Source organism: Phytopseudomonas flavescens (genome assembly GCF_900100535.1).
Taxonomy (GTDB): domain Bacteria; phylum Pseudomonadota; class Gammaproteobacteria; order Pseudomonadales; family Pseudomonadaceae; genus Aquipseudomonas; species Aquipseudomonas flavescens.
Genome location: NZ_FNDG01000019.1, coordinates 18,149 through 39,780, shown reverse-complemented (window position 1 = coordinate 39,780; position 21,632 = coordinate 18,149). Strand labels below are relative to the sequence as shown.

18 protein-coding genes are annotated in these 21,632 nt (G+C 66.4%); 15 read left to right on the top strand and 3 right to left on the bottom strand.

The window, feature by feature from the left end:
- Positions 1-191 precede the first annotated feature (191 nt).
- Complete coding sequence (locus BLR94_RS20810; protein WP_167359790.1) at positions 192-2,069, bottom strand: potassium transporter Kup; 1,878 nt, start codon at positions 2,067-2,069, stop codon at positions 192-194.
- A gap of 134 nt (positions 2,070-2,203) precedes the next feature.
- On the opposite strand from BLR94_RS20810, the gene BLR94_RS20805 reads away from it, so the two are divergent.
- The 5 genes from BLR94_RS20805 (at position 2,204) to betA (ending at position 9,106) form a co-directional block, all read left to right on the top strand.
- Positions 2,204-4,162: an ATP-binding protein gene (locus tag BLR94_RS20805; protein ID WP_244158241.1), complete on the top strand. Its 1,959-nt coding sequence runs from the start codon at positions 2,204-2,206 to the stop codon at positions 4,160-4,162.
- A complete protein-coding gene (locus tag BLR94_RS20800; RefSeq protein WP_084308424.1) occupies positions 4,155-4,847 on the top strand; it encodes a response regulator in 693 nt (230 codons plus the stop codon). Before BLR94_RS20805 ends, BLR94_RS20800 begins: the two co-directional genes overlap by 8 nt.
- A 59-nt stretch (positions 4,848-4,906) precedes the next feature.
- Positions 4,907-5,509, top strand: a complete 603-nt coding sequence (gene betI / locus BLR94_RS20795; RefSeq protein ID WP_084308425.1) for a transcriptional regulator BetI — start codon at positions 4,907-4,909, stop codon at positions 5,507-5,509.
- Positions 5,510-5,804: 295 nt separating this feature from the next.
- Positions 5,805-7,277, top strand: coding sequence for a betaine-aldehyde dehydrogenase (gene betB, locus BLR94_RS20790; RefSeq protein WP_084308426.1), 1,473 nt, complete (start codon positions 5,805-5,807; stop codon positions 7,275-7,277).
- Between the two features lie 119 nt (positions 7,278-7,396).
- Positions 7,397-9,106, top strand: coding sequence for a choline dehydrogenase (gene betA, locus BLR94_RS20785; RefSeq protein WP_090423752.1), 1,710 nt, complete (start codon positions 7,397-7,399; stop codon positions 9,104-9,106).
- A gap of 183 nt (positions 9,107-9,289) precedes the next feature.
- Here betA and BLR94_RS20780 read toward each other — a convergent pair whose 3' ends face one another.
- Positions 9,290-9,754 (bottom strand): REP-associated tyrosine transposase, encoded by a 465-nt coding sequence (locus BLR94_RS20780; RefSeq protein ID WP_084308880.1) that lies wholly within the window; start codon positions 9,752-9,754, stop codon positions 9,290-9,292.
- A gap of 130 nt (positions 9,755-9,884) precedes the next feature.
- Between BLR94_RS20780 and mdtD the strand changes: the two genes are divergently transcribed.
- From mdtD to BLR94_RS20765, 3 genes are all read left to right on the top strand, one after another.
- On the top strand, positions 9,885-11,312 hold the full coding sequence (gene mdtD, locus BLR94_RS20775) for a multidrug transporter subunit MdtD (RefSeq protein ID WP_084308881.1): 1,428 nt from the start codon (positions 9,885-9,887) through the stop codon (positions 11,310-11,312).
- A 140-nt stretch (positions 11,313-11,452) separates the two neighbouring features.
- A complete protein-coding gene (gene dbpA / locus BLR94_RS20770; RefSeq protein WP_084308882.1) occupies positions 11,453-12,832 on the top strand; it encodes an ATP-dependent RNA helicase DbpA in 1,380 nt (459 codons plus the stop codon).
- 20 nt (positions 12,833-12,852) lie between these two features.
- Positions 12,853-14,085: a diguanylate cyclase domain-containing protein gene (locus BLR94_RS20765; protein ID WP_084308883.1), complete on the top strand. Its 1,233-nt coding sequence runs from the start codon at positions 12,853-12,855 to the stop codon at positions 14,083-14,085.
- A 16-nt stretch (positions 14,086-14,101) separates the two neighbouring features.
- On the opposite strand, the gene BLR94_RS20760 is transcribed toward BLR94_RS20765, so the two are convergent.
- Positions 14,102-14,998, bottom strand: a complete 897-nt coding sequence (locus BLR94_RS20760; RefSeq protein WP_084308884.1) for a LysR substrate-binding domain-containing protein — start codon at positions 14,996-14,998, stop codon at positions 14,102-14,104.
- Between the two features lie 169 nt (positions 14,999-15,167).
- Here BLR94_RS20760 and BLR94_RS20755 point away from each other — a divergent pair, with 169 nt between their 5' ends.
- From BLR94_RS20755 to BLR94_RS20725, 7 genes are read left to right on the top strand one after another with little or no spacing between them, the layout of a single operon-like run.
- Complete coding sequence (locus BLR94_RS20755; protein ID WP_084308885.1) at positions 15,168-16,100, top strand: branched-chain amino acid ABC transporter permease; 933 nt, start codon at positions 15,168-15,170, stop codon at positions 16,098-16,100.
- Entirely contained in the window at positions 16,097-17,203 is a 1,107-nt protein-coding gene (locus BLR94_RS20750; protein WP_084308886.1) for a branched-chain amino acid ABC transporter permease, read from the top strand. Before BLR94_RS20755 ends, BLR94_RS20750 begins: the two co-directional genes overlap by 4 nt.
- Positions 17,200-17,973, top strand: a complete 774-nt coding sequence (locus BLR94_RS20745) for an ABC transporter ATP-binding protein (RefSeq protein ID WP_084308887.1) — start codon at positions 17,200-17,202, stop codon at positions 17,971-17,973. Before BLR94_RS20750 ends, BLR94_RS20745 begins: the two co-directional genes overlap by 4 nt.
- Complete coding sequence (locus tag BLR94_RS20740) at positions 17,966-18,682, top strand: ABC transporter ATP-binding protein (RefSeq protein WP_084308888.1); 717 nt, start codon at positions 17,966-17,968, stop codon at positions 18,680-18,682. The genes BLR94_RS20745 and BLR94_RS20740 overlap by 8 nt, the downstream gene beginning before the upstream one ends.
- A 22-nt stretch (positions 18,683-18,704) precedes the next feature.
- A complete protein-coding gene (locus tag BLR94_RS20735) occupies positions 18,705-19,859 on the top strand; it encodes a branched-chain amino acid ABC transporter substrate-binding protein (RefSeq protein ID WP_084308889.1) in 1,155 nt (384 codons plus the stop codon).
- Between the two features lie 36 nt (positions 19,860-19,895).
- On the top strand, positions 19,896-20,387 hold the full coding sequence (locus BLR94_RS20730) for an L-2-amino-thiazoline-4-carboxylic acid hydrolase (protein WP_084308890.1): 492 nt from the start codon (positions 19,896-19,898) through the stop codon (positions 20,385-20,387).
- Positions 20,380-21,612, top strand: a complete 1,233-nt coding sequence (locus tag BLR94_RS20725) for a Zn-dependent hydrolase (protein ID WP_084308891.1) — start codon at positions 20,380-20,382, stop codon at positions 21,610-21,612. Before BLR94_RS20730 ends, BLR94_RS20725 begins: the two co-directional genes overlap by 8 nt.
- Positions 21,613-21,632 lie beyond the last annotated feature (20 nt).

Sequence of the window (21,632 nt, the reverse complement as noted above, 5' to 3'; positions counted from 1 at the left end):
ATCGCCGCCCGGCCCACCCTACAGCTGCAAAAAGGCGATAGCGGTCATGTGTAGGATGGACCGGGGCGCGTAGCCGACGCTTCACCTACGCGGCCCGATCCGTCCACCGCTCTACGATCGCGATGGTGGATGAAAAGAGCGTCAGCTACGCGCCCCGATCCACCCTACGTCTGCTTCCGCCTTTTCACGGTCTAGATCTCCACCTGCGTGCCCAGCTCGATCACCCGGTTCACCGGCAGGCGGAAGAAGCTCAGGGAGCTGCCGGCGTTCTTCTGCAGCACGGCGAACAGTCGCTCACGCCACATCGCCATGCCGATGCGCTCGGAAGGAATCACCGTCTCCCGGCTGAGGAAATAGGTAGTGCGCATTGGCGGGCAATCCAGCCCTCGCTCGCTCAGTTGCGCCAGTGCTCGGGGAATGTCCGGCGCCTCGAGGAAGCCGAAGCGCAGGCGCACACGGTAGAAACCCTGCTCGTAGGCATCGAGCTCGAAGCGCTCCGCCAAGGGTACCCGCGGACGGTCCTCGTAAAGCACGGTGAGCATCATCACCCGCTCGTGCAACACCTGGTTGTGCAACAGGTTGTGCAGCAGCGCGTGGGGCACCACGTCGACCCGGCTGGTCAGGAACACTGCGGTGCCGGCGACCCGGTGCGGCGGCTGCAGGGCGATGCTGGCGATGAAGTCGCGCAACACCAGGGCGTGTTCGTCGAGGCGTTCGAGCACCAGCTGGCGACCGCGCTTCCAGGTGGTCATCAGGCCGAACAGCAGGATGCCGACGATCATCGGCACCGCGCCGCCGCCCAGGATCTTCGGCACGTTGGCGGCGAAGAACAGCCCGTCGACCAGCAGGAACAGCGCCAGCAGCGGTACGGCGAGGACTTTCGGCCAGCGCCACAGCAGCAGGATCACCGCCGACACCAGCAGCGTGGTGCACAGCATGGTGCCCGTCACCGCCACGCCATAGGCGCCAGCCAGGCCGCTGGACGACTGGAAGCCGAGCACCAGCAGCACCACACCGATCAGCAGGCAGCCGTTGATCAGCGGGATGTAGATTTGCCCCTGTTCGGCACTGGAGGTGTGCAGGATCTGCATGCGCGGCACGTAGCCGAGCTGGATCGCCTGGCGGGTTACCGAGAAGGCGCCGGTGATCACCGCCTGGGAGGCGATGATGGTGGCCAGGGTCGACAACCCGATCAACGGAATCAGTGCCCAGGACGGCGCCAGCAGGTAGAAGGGGTTGCGCACCGCCTCGGGGTCGCTGAGCAGCACCGCGCCCTGCCCGAGGTAGTTGAGCATCAGACCGGGGAAGGCGAGGAACAGCCAGGCATGCACGATGGGCCGACGGCCGAAGTGGCCGAGATCGGCATACAGGGCCTCCGCGCCGGTGATGGTCAGCACCACCGCGCCCATGACCGTGACCCCGAGCAGCGGGTTGGCGATGAAGAACTGCAAGGCCCAGTAGGGATTGAGCGACAGCAGCACTTCCGGCCGCTGCACGATGCCATGTACGCCCAGCGCACCGAGCACCACGAACCAGATCACCATCACCGGGCCGAACAGGTAGCCGATACGCGCCGTGCCATGCCGCTGCAGCAGGAACAGCGGCACCAGGATCAGCAGCGCCACCGGCACCACCCAGTGATCGATGCCGTCGACCACCAGGCCGACGCCCTCCACGGCAGACAGCACCGAGACCGCTGGCGTGAGCATGCTGTCGCCATAGAACAAGGCGGCACCGAACAGGCCGAGCATGATCAGCACCGTGCGCAGCCGCGGGTGGCTGGCCGCGGCGCGCTGAGCCAGGGCGGTCAGCGCCATGATGCCGCCCTCGCCGCCGTTGTCGGCGCGCAGGATGAACATCACGTACTTGACCGTGACCACCAGGGTCAGTGACCAGAAGATCAGCGACAGGATGCCCAGCACGCTGGCCTGGGACAGACCGACCCCATAATGCGGCGAGAAGATTTCCTTCAGGCTGTACAACGGACTGGTGCCGATATCGCCATAAACGATACCGACCGCGCCGATCAGCAACGCGATGGGTGACGTGCGGGTAGTGGTGGTACTCACGTTCGATTTTCTCTGGAGACTGCAGACGGCCTCAGATATACGCCGCCACGCGTCGGCCGGCAGCGCCGCCTGACGAATTTTTACGGCATTTTTACGCCCGCTCGCCGTTCTTTACGCCAACCTTGCAGCGGGCCATGATCACCATAGCCGAGGACCTGGAAATAACCATGCCTACCGCTGCACCTTCCACGTTGCGTTATCCACAGGGACCGCTGCTGGCCTGCCTGAATGGCCAGGCGAACGAGGACGCCCTGCTCGTCCACGTTGCCGAGCTGGCACGTCAGCGTGGCCGGCCATGGATCGCCGTGGCAGTGGGCGACAGCGCACGCCATCAACGGCTGCGCACGCCGGAGCACCTATGTGAACAACTGGGTGGGCACTACGTACAACTGCCCGGCGATGATCGCGCCGCCCTGCTCATCGACTTCGCCCACGCCCGGCAGGCAGCGGGCCTGTGGTGCAGCGGCGCCGCGCGGCGCTCGTTGGCCAGGTCGTTGCTGCGCAAGGGCGACGGCTTCGAAATTGGCGTCCTCAACCTGCCCGGCAGGCCCACCGATGCCCGTGCACCCAGGCCAGACGCGCCGCTGTCCGACTACCTGCTGGCGATCAGCGCTGCACTGGTCGGCGCGTTGCTGGCCCTGGGCGCCTCGCGCTGGCTCGACCTGCCGAACATTTCCCTGATATTTCTCGCCGCCGTGCTGCTGGTGGCGGTGCGCAGCAGCACCGGACCGGCACTGCTGTGCGCGGTGCTGTCGTTCGTGGCCTACGGTTTCTATTTCCTGCCGCCGACCTGGTCGGTGATGATTCACCGCGAGCAGGACATTCTGACCCTCGGGTTCTTCATGCTGATGGCCCTGCTCACCGGCAACCTCGCCGCTCGTCAGCGCGGGCAGTACCGGGACCTGCAGCAGGCACAGAAACAGACCCGACAATTGCTGCTGTTCGCCGAGCGCCTGAGCAACGCCCGGGATCACGGCGATCTGCTGCAGGCCATGGCCCGCCAACTGGACAGTGCCCCCGGGCAACTGTGCCTGCTGAGCCTGGACGAACGGGGGCGCTGGCAGGCACTGGACGGCAGCCCGGTCGACCTCAGCGAACTGGAGCGAATCAGTGCCGAACACGCCTGGCGAACCGGCCAGCCCCGCGGTTACGACAGCCATAGCCTGGCGCGCCCGCACTGGTGGTGGTGGCCGCTGCTGGAGATCGACCAGCCCCTGGCGCTGCTGGGCGTGCGTACCGGGCAGGGCGACGCGCCGCCCCTTGATCAGCGACGCCTGATCAACGCGCTGCTGCCGCTTCTGAGCAACGCCCTGGCCCGGGTGAAAATCGCCGAAGCACTGGCCCGCTCACGCCTGCACCATGAGACGGAGCGGTTGCGCAATGCCCTGCTGGCCTCGGTATCCCACGACTTGCGGACGCCGTTAACCGCCATGCGCGGCAATATCGAAACCCTGCAACTGTTCGCCGACAGCCTGGATACGGGGGTTCGCGACGAATTGCTGCAGGACACCGGCACCGAGGCCGCGCGCCTGGATCGCTATATCCAGAACCTGCTGGACATGACGCGCCTTGGCCATGGTGCCCTGCGCCTGGAACGCGACTGGGTGAGCGCCGACGACCTGGTCGCCGCCGCCCTGCAACGCTTGCAGCCGGTGCTGCAGCCCCTGCAGGTCAGCCACGACATACCCGCCGACACGCCGCTGCTGTGGATCCAGGGCGCGCTGATCGAGCAGGCGCTGATCAACGTGCTGGAAAACGCCGCGCGTTTCTCGCCGCCTGGCGGCGCTATCACCATTCGCGTGCGCAGCGACGGCGACTGGCTGAGCATCGCCGTGAGCGACCAGGGCCCGGGAATTCCCGAGGACGAGCAAACGCACATCTTCGACATGTTCTACACCGCTGCCCGGGGTGATCGTGGTGGTGGCGGTACCGGCCTGGGCCTGGCGATCTGCCAGGGCATGCTCACGGCTCACGGCGGCAAGGCGAGCGTTGCCTCGGTCGTCGGCCACGGCAGTACGCTGACCCTGCATCTGCCGCTGTCGCAGGCACCCGACGACGAACCATCCGACCCCGAGGCCAGCACCCATGAGTGAAGCGAGCATCCTGCTGGTCGACGACGAGGCGGCGATCCGCAAGTTCTTGCGCATCGGCCTGCAGGCGCAGAACTACCGGGTCATCGAAGCCGACAGCGGCGAAGCGGCCCTGCGCCTGGCGGCGCTGGAGCAACCGGACCTGGTGGTGCTCGACCTCGGCCTGCCCGATCTGGACGGCCAGCAGGTGCTGGCTCGACTGCGCGAGTGGTCGAGCGTGCCAGTGCTGGTGCTTTCGGTCCGCGCCGGGGAAAAGGACAAGGTCATGGCGCTCGACCAGGGCGCCAACGACTACGTCAGCAAACCCTTCGGCGTGCAGGAGTTTCTTGCCCGTGTGCGCGCCCTGCTGCGCAATCGTCCCTCGGCCGAAAGGCCATCGGCAGCATTGGTCAGTGGTCCGCTGCGGGTCGACTTCGCCTTTCGCCGGGTCACCCTGGACGACCAGGACGTCGGCCTGACGCGCAAGGAGTACGCGGTGCTGGAGACGCTCGCCCGGCACCCTGGCATGGTCGTCACCCAGCAACAGCTGCTTCGCGATATCTGGGGGCCGAGCCATGTCGCGCACAGTCATTACCTGCGCATCGTCATCGCCCACCTGCGGCAGAAACTCGGCGACGACCCGGCCGCGCCGCGGCTGATCGCCACTGAAGCCGGGGTCGGCTACCGCCTGGTGGAACAGGATGGCTGAACGGCCGGCGCGGGGACGCCTCTGGTAGACTGCCGCCACAGCCCCCAGCGGAGAACACGATGCCCAAGGTCGGAATGCAGCCGATCCGCCGTTCGCAACTGATCGCAGCGACCCTCGAAGCGGTCGACCAGGTGGGCATGAGCGATGCCAGCATCGCCTATATCGCCCGCCTCGCCGGCGTCTCGAACGGCATCATCAGCCATTATTTCCGCGACAAGAACGGCTTGCTCGAAGCGACCATGCGCCACCTCATGCAGGCGCTCAGCGAAGCCGTCCACGCGCGCTACCGACTGCTGCGCGAGGACACCCCGCAGGCTCGCCTGCGCGCGATCATCGACGGCAACTTCGACGAGACGCAGGTCAGCGGGCCGGCGATGAAAACCTGGCTGGCGTTCTGGGCCAGCAGCATGCATCACCCCTCGCTGCGCCGCCTGCAACGGGTCAACGACCAGCGCCTGTATTCCAACCTGTGCGGGCAGTTCCGCCGCGCCCTGCCACAGCCACAGGCACGCGCTGCCGCCCGGGGCATGGCCGCACTGATCGACGGTCTGTGGCTGCGCGGCGCGCTGTCCGGAGAAAACTTCGATACCCGCCAGGCGGCGCAGATCGCCTATGACTACCTCGACCTGCAACTGGCCAAGGCCGACACCACGCCTGCCTGATCGCCCCAACAACCACCTGCCTGGCAGGCAAGCCGACTCCTACCAAGGCGCTCGATAGCGGCACATGCTGCTTCCTGCGCGTCGGCGACGCACCGAATGATTCCTCCTGAAAAAGCACCGACTGGTCGGATCTGGCTTACGCCTCCTCGCCCCGGATTTTTATTGATTGAACGATCAATAAAAATAAAGTAGGCTGTTTTTTAACCAAATCGGCGGACATGTCTTTTCACCTCGATCACGCCGATCCATCCGCCAGGCCATGCACCGTGCCTGGCCCGATCAGGAGAACGCCCCCATGGCTCGATTCGCAGACCAGAAGCTCTACATAGGTGGCCAGTACGTCGACTCAAGCAGCGGCGCTACCTTGCAAAGCATCAACCCCGCCAACGGCGAGGTGCTGGCGACTATCCAGCGCGCCAGCCAGGACGATGTCGAACGCGCCGTGGTCAGCGCCGAGCAGGGCCAGAAAGTCTGGGCCGCGATGACCGCCATGCAGCGTTCACGCATCCTGCGCCGCGCGGTGGATATCCTGCGCGAGCGCAACGATGCGCTGGCCGAGCTGGAAACCCTCGACACCGGCAAACCGCTGAGCGAGACCCGCTTCGTGGATATCGTCACCGGCGCCGATGTGCTCGAGTACTACGCGGGCCTGATCCCGGCCATCGAAGGCGAGCAGATCCCGCTGCGCGACACCAGCTTCGTCTACACCCGCCGTGAACCCCTGGGCGTGGTCGCCGGTATCGGTGCCTGGAACTACCCGATCCAGATCGCCCTGTGGAAATCCGCTCCAGCCCTCGCCGCTGGCAACGCGATGATCTTCAAGCCCAGCGAAGTCACTTCGCTGACCACCCTCAAGCTGGCCGAAATCTACAGCGAGGCGGGCCTCCCCGATGGCGTGTTCAACGTGCTGACCGGCAGCGGCAGTGAAGTGGGCCAGTGGCTCACCGAGCATCCGCGGATCGAGAAGATTTCCTTCACCGGCGGTACGGTCACCGGCAAAAAGGTCATGGCCAGTGCCTCCAGCTCCTCGCTCAAGGAAGTGACCATGGAGCTGGGCGGCAAGTCGCCACTGATCATTTTCGAAGACGCGGATCTGGACCGTGCCGCCGACATTGCGCTGATGGCCAACTTCTACAGTTCCGGCCAGGTGTGCACCAACGGTACCCGGGTGTTCGTACCGCGCGCGCTGCAGGCACGTTTCGAGAGCAAGGTGCTGGAACGGGTCAAGCGCATTCGTCTCGGCAGCCCGCAGGATGACAGCACCAACTTCGGCCCGCTGGTCAGCTTCGCCCACATGGAGCGCGTGCTCGGCTACATCGAGTCGGGCCGCCAGCAAGGTGCCCGTCTGCTGATCGGCGGCGAGCGGGTGACCACGGGTGAATATGCCAATGGTGCCTACGTGGCACCGACCGTGTTCACCGATTGCCGTGACGACATGACCATCGTGCGCGAGGAAATCTTCGGCCCGGTGATGAGCATCCTCGTCTACGACAGCGAAGAGGAAGTCATCCGCCGCGCCAACGACACCGACTACGGCCTGGCCGCCGGCATCGTCACCCGCGACCTGAATCGCGCGCACCGGGTCATCCACCAGCTGGAAGCGGGCATCTGCTGGATCAACACCTGGGGCGAATCCGCCGCAGAAATGCCGGTGGGCGGCTACAAGCAATCCGGCGTCGGCCGCGAGAACGGCCTGACCACCCTGGCCCATTACACCCGAATCAAATCCGTGCAGGTCGAGCTGGGCGATTACGCCTCGGTGTTCTGACTGCGTTTGCCAGGCGGCGCCAACCGGCGTCCCGGCAGCGCTGCAAACCTGTTGCATGAGCCGGACACGGGCCTGCGATCCGCTTGGCCCAAGGCTCAGCCACCTACCAGGAGGCCACCATGTCCCAAGAATTCGATTACATCATCATCGGAGCCGGCTCGGCCGGCAACGTGCTGGCGACCCGGCTGAGCGAAGACGCCAGCGTCAGCGTCCTGCTGCTGGAAGCCGGCGGTCCGGATTATCGTCTCGACTTCCGTACCCAGATGCCTGCCGCCCTGGCCTTTCCGCTGCAGGGCCGGCGCTACAACTGGGCCTACGAAACCGACCCCGAGCCGTACATGGACAACCGTCGTATGGAATGCGGGCGTGGCAAGGGCCTGGGCGGTTCGTCGCTGATCAACGGCATGTGCTACATCCGCGGCAACGCCATGGATTTCGACAACTGGGCCAAGCAGCCCGGTCTCGAAGACTGGAGCTATCTGGACTGCCTGCCGTATTTCCGCAAGGCGGAAACCCGTGACAGCGGTGCCAACGATTATCACGGCGACAGCGGGCCGGTCAGCGTCACCACACCCAAGGCCGGCAACAACGAGCTGTTCCACGCCCTGGTCGAGGCCGGTGTGCAAGCCGGCTACCCGCGTACCGATGACCTCAACGGTTACCAGCAGGAAGGCTTCGGCCCGATGGATCGCACGGTGACGCCGGAGGGCCGCCGGGCCAGCACGGCCCGGGGTTACCTGGACCAGGCCCGCGAGCGCGACAACCTGACCATCGTCACCCACGCGACCACCGACCGCATCCTGTTCGACGGCAAGCGCGCCAATGGCGTTGCCTACCTGCAGGGCAACGGCAATACGCCGATCATCGCCACGGCGCGCCGCGAGGTAATGCTGTGCGCAGGCGCGATCGCCTCGCCGCAGATCCTGCAACGCTCCGGCGTCGGCCCCGGCGAGTTGCTGCGCAGCCTGGACATCGAGGTGGTACACGAACTACCGGGCGTGGGCGCCAACCTGCAGGATCACCTGGAGGTGTACGTGCAGTACGCCTGCACCCAGCCGGTGTCGTTGTACCCGGCCCTGAAGATGCTCAACCAGCCCGGGATCGGCGCAAAATGGCTGCTGGCCGGCGATGGCATCGGTGCCAGCAACCAGTTCGAGGCCGGCGGTTTCATCCGCTCGCGGGAAGCGTTCGAGTGGCCGAACCTGCAGTACCACTTCCTGCCGGTGGCGATCAATTACAACGGCAGCAATGCAGTGAAAGAGCACGGCTTCCAGGCCCATGTGGGCTCGATGCGCTCGCCAAGCCGTGGTCGCGTGCAGTTGAAGTCGAAGGATCCGCGCCAACACCCCAGCATCCTGTTCAACTACATGTCCCATGAGCAGGATTGGCAGGAGTTCCGCGACGGCATTCGCCTGACCCGGGAAATCATCAACCAGCCGGCCCTCGATGCGTACCGCGGCCGTGAACTGAGCCCCGGTGCCCAGGTGCAGAGCGATGCCGAGCTGGATGCCTTCATCCGCGAACACGCGGAAACGGCCTTCCATCCGTCCTGCTCGTGCAGGATGGGCGAAGACCCCATGGCGGTTGTCGATGGTCAGGGCCGCGTGCATGGCGTACAGGGGTTGCGCGTGGTGGACGCGTCGATCATGCCGGAGATCATCACCGGCAACCTCAACGCCACCACCATCATGATCGCCGAGAAGATCGCCGACCGCATTCGCGGCCACGAGGCACTGCCACGCAGCACGGCCCCCTACTACGTGGCCAATGGCGCGCCGGTGCGCGGCGTACCGGCACGCGGCATCGAGCAGATGCGCTCGGCCGGGTAAGCGTTGCAGTCAAATGGATTCGCCTGGTTTCAGAACGACACGCAAGCGAATTGATTGGCTGCATGATCCCTCACGCCGCGACTGGGCCCACGTACGAGCGGATGCATCCGCGATGGCATCGCAGAAATTTCGCGGATGAATCCGCTCTTGCAGGACTGGTAAAAACCGGTGCTATCGTACGACCTACAGCCACGCGGCGTCCCAATGCGGGTAGTCTGCGATCCGCTTCACCAGTCCAGCCCTGAGGGGATTGGCCACGATGTATCTCGCCATCGCGCGCGCATCGTCTTCACGGCTAACTGCCCGATCGTGATACCCCGGCTGCCAAACGCGTCCTCGCAGGGTGTGATGCCGATTGATGAGCAGAGCGCTGCGCGCCTTCAGACGCTTGACCAGGCGCGCCAGGCCACCATGTTGCAGCGTGACCAGCCAATGCAGATGATCCGGCATGATCACCCAGGCCAGCGAACTGGCCAGCCCGTCAGCGGTGCAATGACGCATCTGCCGGATCAGCAGACGTGACGTGGTGAAATCCAGAAAGATCGGGCGACGATGGTAGGTCACCAGGGTTATCAGATAACTGCGCCCAACCTCGGAAAAGCGCCCGATACGCAAATTCCGGGCATGGGGATAAAGATCTTCAGGCATTCCATTGCCTCCTTGTTTGACGAATTATCAACCCTAGATCATCGCGAATAAATTCGCGATAAAGACGTCGAAGACGCAACTGCGGCGATAATGCGCACTCTTCCTCACACCGACCGTTGCAGGACGCACGATGCAGACTACGCCCCCACGACTCGACGCCCGTACCGCCCGCCTGTTGCCCTGGATCGTCGCCATCGCCTTCTTCATGCAGACGCTGGACGGCACCATCCTCAATACCGCCCTGCCGAGCATGGCCGCCGACCTGGCCGAAGACCCCCTGCGCATGCAGTCGGTGGTCATCGCCTACATGCTCACCGTGGCCCTGCTGATCCCGGCCTCGGGCTGGCTGGCGGATCGTTTCGGCACGCGGCACATCTTCTTCGGCGCCATCCTGCTGTTCAGCCTCGGCTCGCTGCTCTGCGCGGTCTCGCAGTCGCTGAACATGCTGGTGCTCGCGCGCATCATCCAGGGCCTCGGTGGCGCGCTGATGATGCCCGTGGGCCGCCTGGTGGTGCTGCGCGCCTACCCGCGCAGCGAGCTGGTGCGGATCATGAGTTTCATCACCCTGCCCGGCCTGCTCGGCCCGCTGATCGGCCCGACCCTCGGCGGCTGGCTGGTGGAGTACACCAGCTGGCACTGGATCTTCCTGCTCAACCTGCCGGTCGGTGCCCTTGGCTGCTGGGCCGCGTTGCGCTTCATGCCGGACTTGCGCGGCCCCGGCCACAGCCGTTTCGACCTCGCCGGCTTCCTGCTCTTCGGCGCCGCCATGCTGCTGATCACCCTGTCGCTCGAAGGCCTCGGCGAACTGCACCTGCCCCATGTGCGGGTGATGCTGCTGTTGCTGGGCGGCCTGGCCTGCCTGGCCGCCTACTGGTTGCGCGCCGGGCGCACGGCCAACGCCCTGTTCCCGCCCAGCCTGTTCCATACCCGCAGTTTTGCCGTGGGCATTCTCGGTAATATCTTCGCCCGCCTGGGCAGTGGTGCCCTGCCGTTCCTCACCCCGCTGCTGCTGCAACTGGGACTGGGTTACTCGCCGGCCCAGGCCGGCATGAGCATGATCCCCCTGGCCCTGGCCGCCATGGCCATGAAACCCCTGGCCAAACCGCTGATCGATCGCCTTGGCTACCGTCGCATCCTGACCAGTAACACCCTGCTGCTCGGCCTGCTGATCGCCAGCATGGCCCTGGTCGACGGCCAGACCTCCCACGTGCAACTGGCCATCCAGTTGAGCCTGATCGGTGCCATCAACTCCCTGCAGTTCACCGCCATGAATACCGTGACCCTGATCGATCTCCACGACAGTGACGCCAGCAGCGGCAACGGCCTGCTATCGGTAGTGGTGCAACTGTCGATGAGCATGGGTATCGCTGCCGCCGCCGCTCTGCTCGGAGGTTTCAGCCTGGACAACCAGGACGCGGCCGATGGCGTGCTCGGCGCTTTCCAGGCCACCTACCTGTGCGTCGGTCTGCTGTCGATGCTGGCGGCGGCGATCTTTCTGCAGCTGTCCCGCGAAAGCGGACGCAGCGCCCGGCACGTCAAGGTCGAGGTGGACGACTAGGGCCCGACAGTGGCTCGGGTGAGCGCAGTGATAACCAGGCGCCGCCCGAGCGGGGGGCTTGTCGCTCATCGTTGCAAGCGGTTCACCGCCGTCCTGTTACACTGCCCGGCCTAACCGAATGCTCCTGCCAGGCCCGAACCGTGACCGCCACCGCTTTTTCCTCGCTTGCCCTGTCGCCCGCCATGCTGGCCAACCTCGACTCCCTCGGTTACGCGCAAATGACGCCGATCCAGGCGCAGAGCCTGCCCGTCATGCTCAAGGGCCTGGATCTGATCGCCCAGGCCAAGACCGGCAGTGGCAAGACCGCGGCCTTCGGCATCGGCCTGCTGGCGCCGCTCAACCCACGCTACTTCGGCTGCCAGGCACTGGTGCTGTGCCCGACCCGCGAGCTGGCCGACCAGGTCGCCAAGGAACTGCGCCGTCTGGCGCGGGGCGAAGACAACATCAAGATCCTCACCCTCTGCGGTGGCGTACCTTTCGGCCCGCAGATCGGATCGCTGGAGCACGGCGCACAGATCATCGTCGGCACCCCGGGCCGGGTGCAGCAGCACCTGGCCAAGGGCACCCTGAAGCTGGACGGCCTCAATACCCTGGTGCTCGACGAAGCCGACCGCATGCTCGACATGGGCTTCTACGACAGCATCGCCGAGATCATCGGGCAGACCCCGGAGCGCCGCCAGACCCTGCTGTTCTCGGCCACCTACCCGGCCGGTATCAAGCAGTTGTCCGCGGCCTTCATGCGCAACCCGCAACAGGTCAAGGCCGAGGCCTTGCACGACGACAGCCAGATCGAACAGCGCTTCTACGAAATCGCCCCGGAGCAGCGCATGCAGGCCGTGGTCGATGTTCTGGCCAGTTTCCGCCCGCAATCGAGCGTGGCCTTTTGCTTCACCAAGCAGCAGTGCCAGGAGGTGGTCGACCACCTGCGCACAGCAGGCATCTCCGCCGCGGCCCTGCACGGTGACCTGGAGCAGCGCGACCGCGACCAGGTGCTGGCGATGTTCGCCAACCGCAGTCTGTCGGTGCTGGTGGCTACCGATGTGGCCGCCCGCGGCCTGGACATCGATGCCCTGGACATGGTGATCAACGTCGAACTGGCACGTGATGCCGAGATCCACATCCACCGTGTCGGCCGTACCGGCCGCGCCGGCGAGAAAGGCATCGCCGTCAGCCTGGTCGCCCCCCCAGAGGCCCATCGCGCCCAGGCCATCGAGGCCCTGCAGAAAAGCCCGCTGACCTGGCACCCGCTCGGCAGCCTCAAGGCCCGCGCCGGCGAGCCACTGCAACCGCCGATGATCACCCTGTGCATCGGTGCAGGGCGCAAGGACAAGCTGCGCCCCGGCGACATCCTCGGCGCCCTCACCGGCGAGGCCGGGATCCCTGGCGCCCAGGTTGGCAAGATCGCCATCTTCGACTTCCAGGCCTATGTCGCCGTGCAGCGAGATGTCGCCAGGCAGGCGCTCAAACGCCTCAGCGAAGGCAAGATCAAGGGCCGCTCGTTGCGTATACGTACACTGTAAGGGCGGCTACAGGGGGTTCCGTGCGCACGATTCTGGTCATCGAGGACAGCCCGCTGGTGCTGAAAATCCTCGACCACCTGTTCCGCCAGGAAACAGATCTGCAACCGCTGTTCTGCGCCTCTCTGGCTGAAGCCGAGGTGATGCTGGAGACCTCGGCGGAGCTGTTCTTCGCTGCCATCGTCGATCTGCACCTGCCGGACGCGCCGGATGGCGAAAGCGTCGACCTGGTCATGCGCTACGCCTTGCCGTGCATCGTGCTCAGCGGTTCGTACAACGAAAAACGCCGCGACGAGCTGTTGCTCAAGGGCGTGGTCGATTACGTGCTCAAGGAAAGTCAGCATTCCTACGAGTACGCCTTCCGCCTGTTGCACCGCCTGGAGCGCAATAGCCAGGTGAATATTCTCGTCGCCGAAGACTCCGAGGCCACGCGTCACTTCATCCGCCACGTGCTGGCGCCGCATCGCTACCAGATCATCGACGCCCGCGACGGCGAAGAGGCCCTGCGCATCCTCCAGGAGCGAGCGGATATCGACCTGCTGGTGGTCGACCACAGCATGCCCGGTATCAGTGGCTTCGAGCTGGTCAAGCTGCTGCGCCAGAAGATGAAACGCCACGAGCTGATCATCCTCGGCCTGTCCGCCGACACCAAGGGATCGCTCAGCGCCATGTTCATCAAGCACGGTGCCGACGACTTCCTGCGCAAACCCTTTTGCCCGGAAGAACTGAACTGCCGGGTGATATCCAGCCTGGAACGCCGGGACTTGATGCGCGCGCTGAAGCAGGCGGCGCAATTCGACGCGCTGACCGGGCTGAACAACCGCCGGGCGTTCTACGAACAGGGCAGCCAGTTGTTTCAGCAGGCCCAGCGCCGCGGCCAGGGGCTGAGCGTGGCGATGCTCGACATGGACTTCTTCAAGCAGATCAACGACAACCATGGGCACGCCAGTGGCGATGCCGCATTGATCGCCTTCACCCGCGCCTTGGGCGCTGCGTTCCCGGATGCCCTGCTTGGTCGCCTGGGCGGCGAGGAGTTCGCCTTGGTCAGCCAACAGGACGCCGAATCCCTGAGCCTGGCCCTCGACCAATTGCGTGAGCGGTGCGGACACCTCAAGTACGCCGCTGGCGCACCGCCGCTGTCATTCAGCGCGGGCGTCTGCCATGGCGCAGCGGATGACCTGGAAAGCTTCCTGCACCAGGCCGACCAGCAGCTTTATCAGGCCAAGCGCCAGGGGCGGGGACGAACCTGCCGGTGATCGCCAGCGGTCCCCGTCATCCGCCCATGTGCCCCTTGAGCCAGGCATACAGGCCGAGGCATTCGCGCGACAGCTCGCCATCGGTGCGGCAGCACAGGTAGTAGTCGCGACCGTCGTCCAGGGCCTGCTCGAACAGACGTACCAATTGGCCACTGGCAACATGCGCACGCACCAGGGGCTCACGCAGCAGGGCCACCCCGAGGCCGGCCAGGGCCGCATGCAGGGTCAGCAGGCCGTCCTCGAAGAGCAGCCCGTCATGGCGCGCCGCCTGGCGCACGCCGGCTGCCTGCAGCCATTGCCCCCAGCCTCCCCGCTCTTCGTCATGCAACAACTGCAGCCCGCTCAAATCCTCGGCGGTCGAGAGCGGGCCGTGGCGGGCGAGATAGTCGCGGCTGCAATAGGCCGCCATCGCCCCGGACAGCAGGCGTTCGCTGCGGTAGCCCGGCCAGTGCCCGGTGCCGAAGCGGATCGACAGGTCGGCGGCGTCGCTCGGGTAACTGCGGTGGTTGGCGTAGGTGACGTTCACCTCGACTCCCGGGTGCTCGTCGAGAAACGCCGGCAGGCGCGGAATGAACAGGCCGACGCCGAACAGCGGGATCAGGCTGATGGTCACCTGGCGCAGCGCCGACTGCTCGCGCACGTGCTCGGTGGCGCTGCGCAGCACCGCGAACGCCGAACGGATCGACCGGTAGTACTCGCGGCCCTGCTCGCTGAGGATCAGGTTGCGCCCCTGGCGCAGGGTCAGCGGCTGCTGCAGGAAATCTTCGAGGATGCGCAGCTGGTGGCTCACCGCCGAGGGTGAGATCGCCAGCTCACGCGCCGCCGCCGTTACCCCACCTTGCCGGGCGAAGGCCTCGAAGGTACGCACGGCGCGCAGGGGCGGATCGACCTCCAATAATTCTATATTTTTCATGTATTGAATAAATTCACACGTAATTTTGAGAAAAATTGCCTAAATACTGGCTAAAAAGCCGAATCCGGCACGGTAATAAGGTTATGAAATAAGGATATTTGATAAAAATAGAATAAATGAACACCATCACCGCCCTGACCCACCGCTGTCCGAGGCTGGCCGATCGCCCATGGATACCCTGCTCCAACAACTGCTCAACGGGCTCCTGCTCGGCAGCCTGTATGCCCTGATCGCCCTAGGTTACACCATGGTCTACGGCATCCTGCGCATCATCAACTTCGCCCACGGCGACCTGTTGATGGTCGGCGCACTGGTCGGTCTGTCGACCATCTCGCTGCTGCAGGCGAGCCTGCCCGGCCTGGCCCCGCTGCTGACCCTGGCGATCGCCACACTCATCGCCATGGGCCTGTGCGCCGTGCTCGGCATCCTGGTCGAACGCCTGGCCTACCGGCGTCTGCGCAGCGCCCCGCGCCTGGCACCGCTGATCAGCGGCATCGGCGTGTCGTTGCTGCTGCAGACGCTGGCCATGTTGATCTGGTCGCGCAATCCGCAGATGTTTCCCCAGCTCCTGCCCCTGGAGCCCATCGAACTGGCCCATGGCGCCATCACCCATGTCACCGCACTGAGCACCATCGCCATCGCCCTGGCGCTGATGCTCGGCCTCCTGCTACTGATCGAACGCACCCGCCTGGGCCGCGCCATGCGTGCGGTCGCGGAGAATCCGCAGGTCGCCAGCCTGATGGGCATCGACCCCAACCGGGTCATCGTACTGACCTTCGCCATCGGCGGCGCCCTGGCCGCGCTGGCGGGCATCATGCTGGCCAGCAACGTGGGCAGCGCCAACTTCTACATGGGCTTCCTGCCGGGCATCAAGGCCTTCACCGCAGCGGTACTGGGCGGTATCGGCAACCTCAAGGGGGCCATGCTCGGCGGCCTCCTGCTGGGCCTGATCGAAGCCCTCGGCACCGGCTACCTGGGCGCCCTGAGCGGCGGCACATTCGGCAGCAACTATCAGGACGTGTTCGCCTTCATCGTCCTCATCGCGGTGCTGGTGCTACGCCCCTCCGGGCTGCTCGGCGAACGCCTGGCCACACGCGCATGAACGCCTCGTCCGCCAACCTCTCGTCACTGGCCGATGCCCGCCGCGCACGCCTGGGCCTGGTGCTGTTCGCCGTAGCCCTGCTGCTGGCGCCCTGGCTGGTCGGCCAGGCCGGCGGCAACTACTGGGTCAGGGTGCTGGACTTCGCCCTGCTGTACATCATGCTGGCGCTGGGCCTGAACATCGTGGTCGGCTACGCCGGCCTGCTCGACCTGGGCTTCATCGCCTTCTACGCGGTGGGCGCCTACCTGGCCGCGCTGCTCTCCTCGCCGCACCTGACCAGCCATTTCCCGGCCCTCGCGGCGCTGCTGCCCGGCGGCCTGCACACGCCGTTCTGGCTGGTCCTGCCACTGGCCGCGCTGCTCGCCGCCGGCTTCGGCATCCTGCTCGGGGCACCCACCCTGCGCCTGCGCGGCGACTACCTGGCGATCGTCACCCTGGGGTTCGGCGAGATCATCCGCATCTTCATGCGCAACCTCGACCAGCCGCTGAACATCACCAATGGCGCCAAGGGCATTTCCTCCATCGAGCCGGTGCAGCTGCTGGGCCTGAACCTCGCCCGCAGCCAGGAGATCCTCGGCCTGCGGATACCCTCGGTGTACCTCTACTACTACCTGTTCGCGGCCCTGGTGGTGCTGATCCTGCTGGCCTGCATCCGCCTGCAGCATTCACGCATCGGCCGCGCCTGGGTGGCGATCCGCGAAGACGAGGATGCCGCCCGGGCCATGGGCATCGACACGCGCCGCCTGAAACTGCTGGCGTTCGCCATCGGCGCCGCCTGCGGTGGCCTGGGCGGCGCCCTGTTCGCCTCGTTCCAGGGCTTCGTCTCGCCGGAATCCTTCACCCTCAACGAGTCCATCGTGGTCCTGGCGATGGTGGTGCTCGGCGGCATGGGCCATGTGCCCGGCGTGATCCTCGGCTGCGTGCTGCTGGCGGCGCTGCCGGAACTGTTGCGCAGCAGCCTTGGCCCGCTGCAACAGCAGCTGTTCGGCGCGGTCCTCGCCGATCCGGAAATCGTCCGCCAACTGCTCTACGGCCTGGCCCTGATCCTCGCCATGCTGTACCGCCCCGCAGGCCTGTGGCCGGCGCCGCGAGGTGGCCGATGAACCAGCCGCTGCTGCACCTCAGTGGCGTCGCCAAGCGCTTCGGCGGGGTGATGGCGCTGGACAACGTCAGCCTGAGCATCCAGCCCGGCCACGTGCATGGCCTGATCGGCCCGAACGGCGCCGGCAAGACCACCCTGTTCAATGTCATGACCGGCCTGTACCGCCCCGATGCCGGCCGCTTCAGCCTCGATGGCGCGGCCTATTCGCCCAGCGCCGTGCACCGCGTGGCCCAGGCCGGTATCGCCCGCACCTTCCAGAACATCCGCCTGTTCAATGCCATGAGCGCGTTGGAGAACGTCATGGTCGGCCGCCACGCCCGCACCCACAACGGCCTGTGGGCGGCCCTGAGTCGCCACCGGCGGGCTCGCGACGAGGAGCGCGAGACCCGCGAGCGCGCCCGGGCCCTGCTCGACTACGTGGGCATCGGCGCCATCGCCGGGCAGCGTGCCGACTCGCTCTCCTACGGCCACCAGCGACGCCTGGAGATCGCCCGCGCACTGGCCAGCGAACCGCGGCTGCTGGCGCTGGACGAGCCGGCCGCCGGCATGAACGCCAGCGAGAAGCTGCAACTGCGCGGGCTGCTGGAAAAGATTCGCGACGACGGCCACACCCTGCTGCTGATCGAACACGACGTGAAGCTGGTGATGGGCGTGTGCGACCAACTCAGCGTGCTCGACTACGGTCGGATCATCGCCGAGGGATCGCCCGAACAGGTGCGCCGGCACCCGGCCGTCGTCCAGGCCTACCTGGGAGCCCATGCCGATGCCTGAAGCCTTGCTGAGTATCCGAGGCCTGGAGGTTCGCTATGGCGCGATCCAGGCGGTCAAGGGCATCGACCTGAACGTCGCCGAGGGCGAGCGGGTCACGCTGATCGGCGCCAACGGCGCTGGCAAGACCACCAGCCTCAAGGCCATTACCGGCCTGCTGCCGGCCAGCGCCGGCGAGCTGCGCTTCGCTGGCCAGTCCATCCTCGGCATGCCGGCGCACCAGCTGTTGCGCCTGGGCATCGCCATGGTCCCGGAGGGCCGCGGCATCTTCGCCCGCATGAGCGTGCTCGACAACCTGCAGGCCGGCGCCTACCTGCGCCGCGACAGGGCCCGGGTGAGCGACGAGATCGAACAATTGCTGGCGCACTTCCCGCGCCTGCGCGAACGCCTGCAGCAACCGGCCGGACTGCTCTCCGGCGGCGAGCAGCAGATGCTCGCCCTGGCCCGCGCCCTGCTCTCGCGACCGCGCCTGCTGTTGCTCGACGAGCCCTCCATGGGCCTGGCGCCGCTGATGGTGGAGCGCATCTTCCAGCTCATCGACGACGTCTGCCGCGATGGCATGACCCTGCTGCTGGTGGAGCAGAACGCGCGTCTGGCGCTGCTCGCCAGCGACCGCGGCTACGTGCTCGACAGCGGCCTGATCAGCCTCGAGGGCACCGCCCCGGCGCTGCTCGACAACCCCCAGGTACGCGCCGCGTACCTGGGCGAATAACCCCCCACAGAGACCTGCCAGCATGTCCAGACCGCCAGTCCTGAAACGCGTCACCCTTATCGTCACCGCCCTGGGCAGCCTCGCCGCCGGCCTTGCCCAGGCCGAGCAAACCGTGCTGATCGGCCTCGCCGGTCCGCTCACCGGGCCTTCCGCACGCATCGGCAAGGACCTGGAGAACGGCGCGCAACTGGCGATCGCCGACGCCAACGCCCGAAAGATCCAGTTCGACGGCGAGACCGTTACCTTCAAGCTGGTGTCCGAGGACGACCAGTCCGACCCACGCACTGCCGTGGCCGTCGCCCAGCGCCTGGTCGACGAGGGCGTGGCTGGCGTGGTCGGCCACTGGAACACCGGTACCAGCATCCCCGCCGCCCGTGTCTACCACGATGCCGGCATCGCCCAGGTGGCGCCGGTCGCCACCGGCCACGCGTATACCCAGCAAGGCTTCGCTACCAGCTTCCGGGTGATGGGCCATGACGACGACGGCGGCCGCTACGCCGGACAGTACGCCCTGGACGACCTGAAAGCCCGGCGCATTGCCGTGATCGACGACCGCACCGCCTTCGGCCAGGGCCTGGCCGAGCAGTTCGCCAAGCGCATCGAGGCCGGCGGCGGGCAGATCGTCGCCCGCGAATATGTCGACGACAAGACCGTCGACTTCAGCGCGGTACTCACCAACATCCGCGGCAAGAACGCCGACCTGATCTTCTTCGGTGGCGTGGATGCTCAAGCCGCACCGCTGGCGCGGCGCATCAAACAACTTGGCATCAAGGCGCCGCTGATGGGCGCCGGTGGCTTCGTCAGCCAGACCTTCCTGAAACTGGCGCAGCGCGATGGCGAGGGCGTCACCGCTCTGGAGCCCGGCCTGCCGGTGGCGCAGATGCCCGGTGGCGCCGCGTTCGAACAGGCCTACCAGGCACGCTACAAGACCCCCATCGAACTGCACGCGCCGTTCGCCTACGACGGTGTCGGGGTGCTGGTCGCGGCCATCGAGAAAGCGGGCTCGGCGGACCCGGCGAAATACCTGCCGGCGCTGCGCGACATCGATTACCAAGGCGTCACCGGCCGCATCGCCTTCGACGCCGAGGGCAACCTGCGCAACCCGTCGTTCACCGTCTACCAGGTGAAGGCCAACCAGTGGCAGCCGGTCAACGTGGTCGGCGGCGCGCAACCATGACCCGTGCCGGCGGCTGCCGGCCTGCAGGAGGTGAAGATGAGCAAGCATGACGGTGAACTGGGCATCCTCGCCCGACGGCGGATCGAAGCGGAAATCATCAAACCCATCTACCAGATACTGCGGCGCGATTTCGGCAGCGCCAAGGCCGCCGCGGTGATTGGCGAAGCGGTAAGCGGCGCGGCGTTGCAGGCCGCGCGCGAATTCGCCGCACGCGAGCCGGGCGGCGCCGACCTGCAGAGCTTCGTCGCCCTGCAGGCGCTCTGGGAGAAGGACGACGCGCTGCAGGTACAGGTGATCGCCAGCGACGCGCAGCGCTACGACTATGACGTCACGCGCTGTCGCTACGCCGAAATGTACCAGGAGATGGGCCTGGGCGAGATCGGCCATCTGCTTTCCTGCAACCGCGACGAAGTGTTCATCCAGGGTTACGCGCCCGAGGTCGAACTGCGGCGCAGCCAGACCATCATGGGCGGCGCCTCGCACTGCGACTTCCGCTACCGCAGGCAGGGGGAGCCGGACCATGAGTGAAGCCCTGCGTATCGACGGCCAGCGCCTGTGGGATTCGCTGATGCAGATGGCGCGCATCGGCGCGACCGCCGGCGGCGGTGTCAGCCGCCTGGCCCTCAGCGAGGAGGATCGCCAGGGACGCGACCTGTTCGTGCACTGGGCACGGGCGGCCGGCTGCAGCATCCGCATCGATGCCATGGGCAATATCTTCGCCCGCCGCGCCGGCCTGGACGACAGCCTGGCCCCGGTGCTCACCGGCTCCCATGGCGATTCCCAGCCCCTGGGCGGCAAGTTCGACGGCATCTACGGCGTGCTCGCCGGCCTGGAAGTGCTGCGCACCCTGGACGACCACGGCATCCGCACCCGGCGGCCGTTCGAGGTGGTCAACTGGACCAACGAGGAAGGCTCGCGCTTCGCCCCGGCGATGATCGCCTCGGGTGTGCATGCCGGGGTGTTCGACCTCGACTACGGCCTCTCCCGCGAGGACGCCTCAGGCATCAGTATCGGCCAGGCGCTGCAGGCCATCGGCTATGCCGGTCGCGAGGCGGTGGGTGGCCAGGCGATCCATGCGGCCTTCGAACTGCACATCGAGCAGGGGCCGATCCTCGAGGCCGAGGGTATCGACATCGGCGTGGTCAGCGGCGCCCAGGGCCAGCGCTGGTACGAGGTCGAACTGACCGGGCGCAGCGCCCACGCCGGCACCACACCGATGCACCTGCGCCGCGATGCCCTGCTCGGCTTCGCCCGGGTGGTCGAGGCGGTCAACGCCCTGGGCCATGCCCAGGGGGCCGAGGGGCGCGCCACCGTCGGCATGGCGCAGATCCAGCCCAATTCGCGCAACGTGGTGCCGGGGCGGGTGTTCTTCAGCGTCGAGTTCCGCCATCCCGAGGAACGGGTGCTGGGAGAGCTGGAACAGCGCCTGCACCTCGAGGTGGCGCGGGTCGCCGAGGCCACAGGGCTCGGCCACCGCCTGGAGCGCATCTTCCAGTACGCGCCGATCGCCTTCGACGAAACCTGTGCCGACAGCGTGCGCCAGGCTGCCATGGCACTCGGCTACAGCCAGCGCGAGATGATCTCCGGTGCCGGCCACGACGCCTGCTACCTCAGCCGCGTGGCGCCCACCGCGATGGTCTTCGTGCCCTGCGTCGACGGGCTCAGCCACAACGAAGCCGAGCACATCCACCCGCACTGGGCCGAGGCCGGCGCCAACGTGCTGCTGCACGCCATGCTCGCCAAGGCCGACTGAGGAGCCGTCGAGGTTGCAGC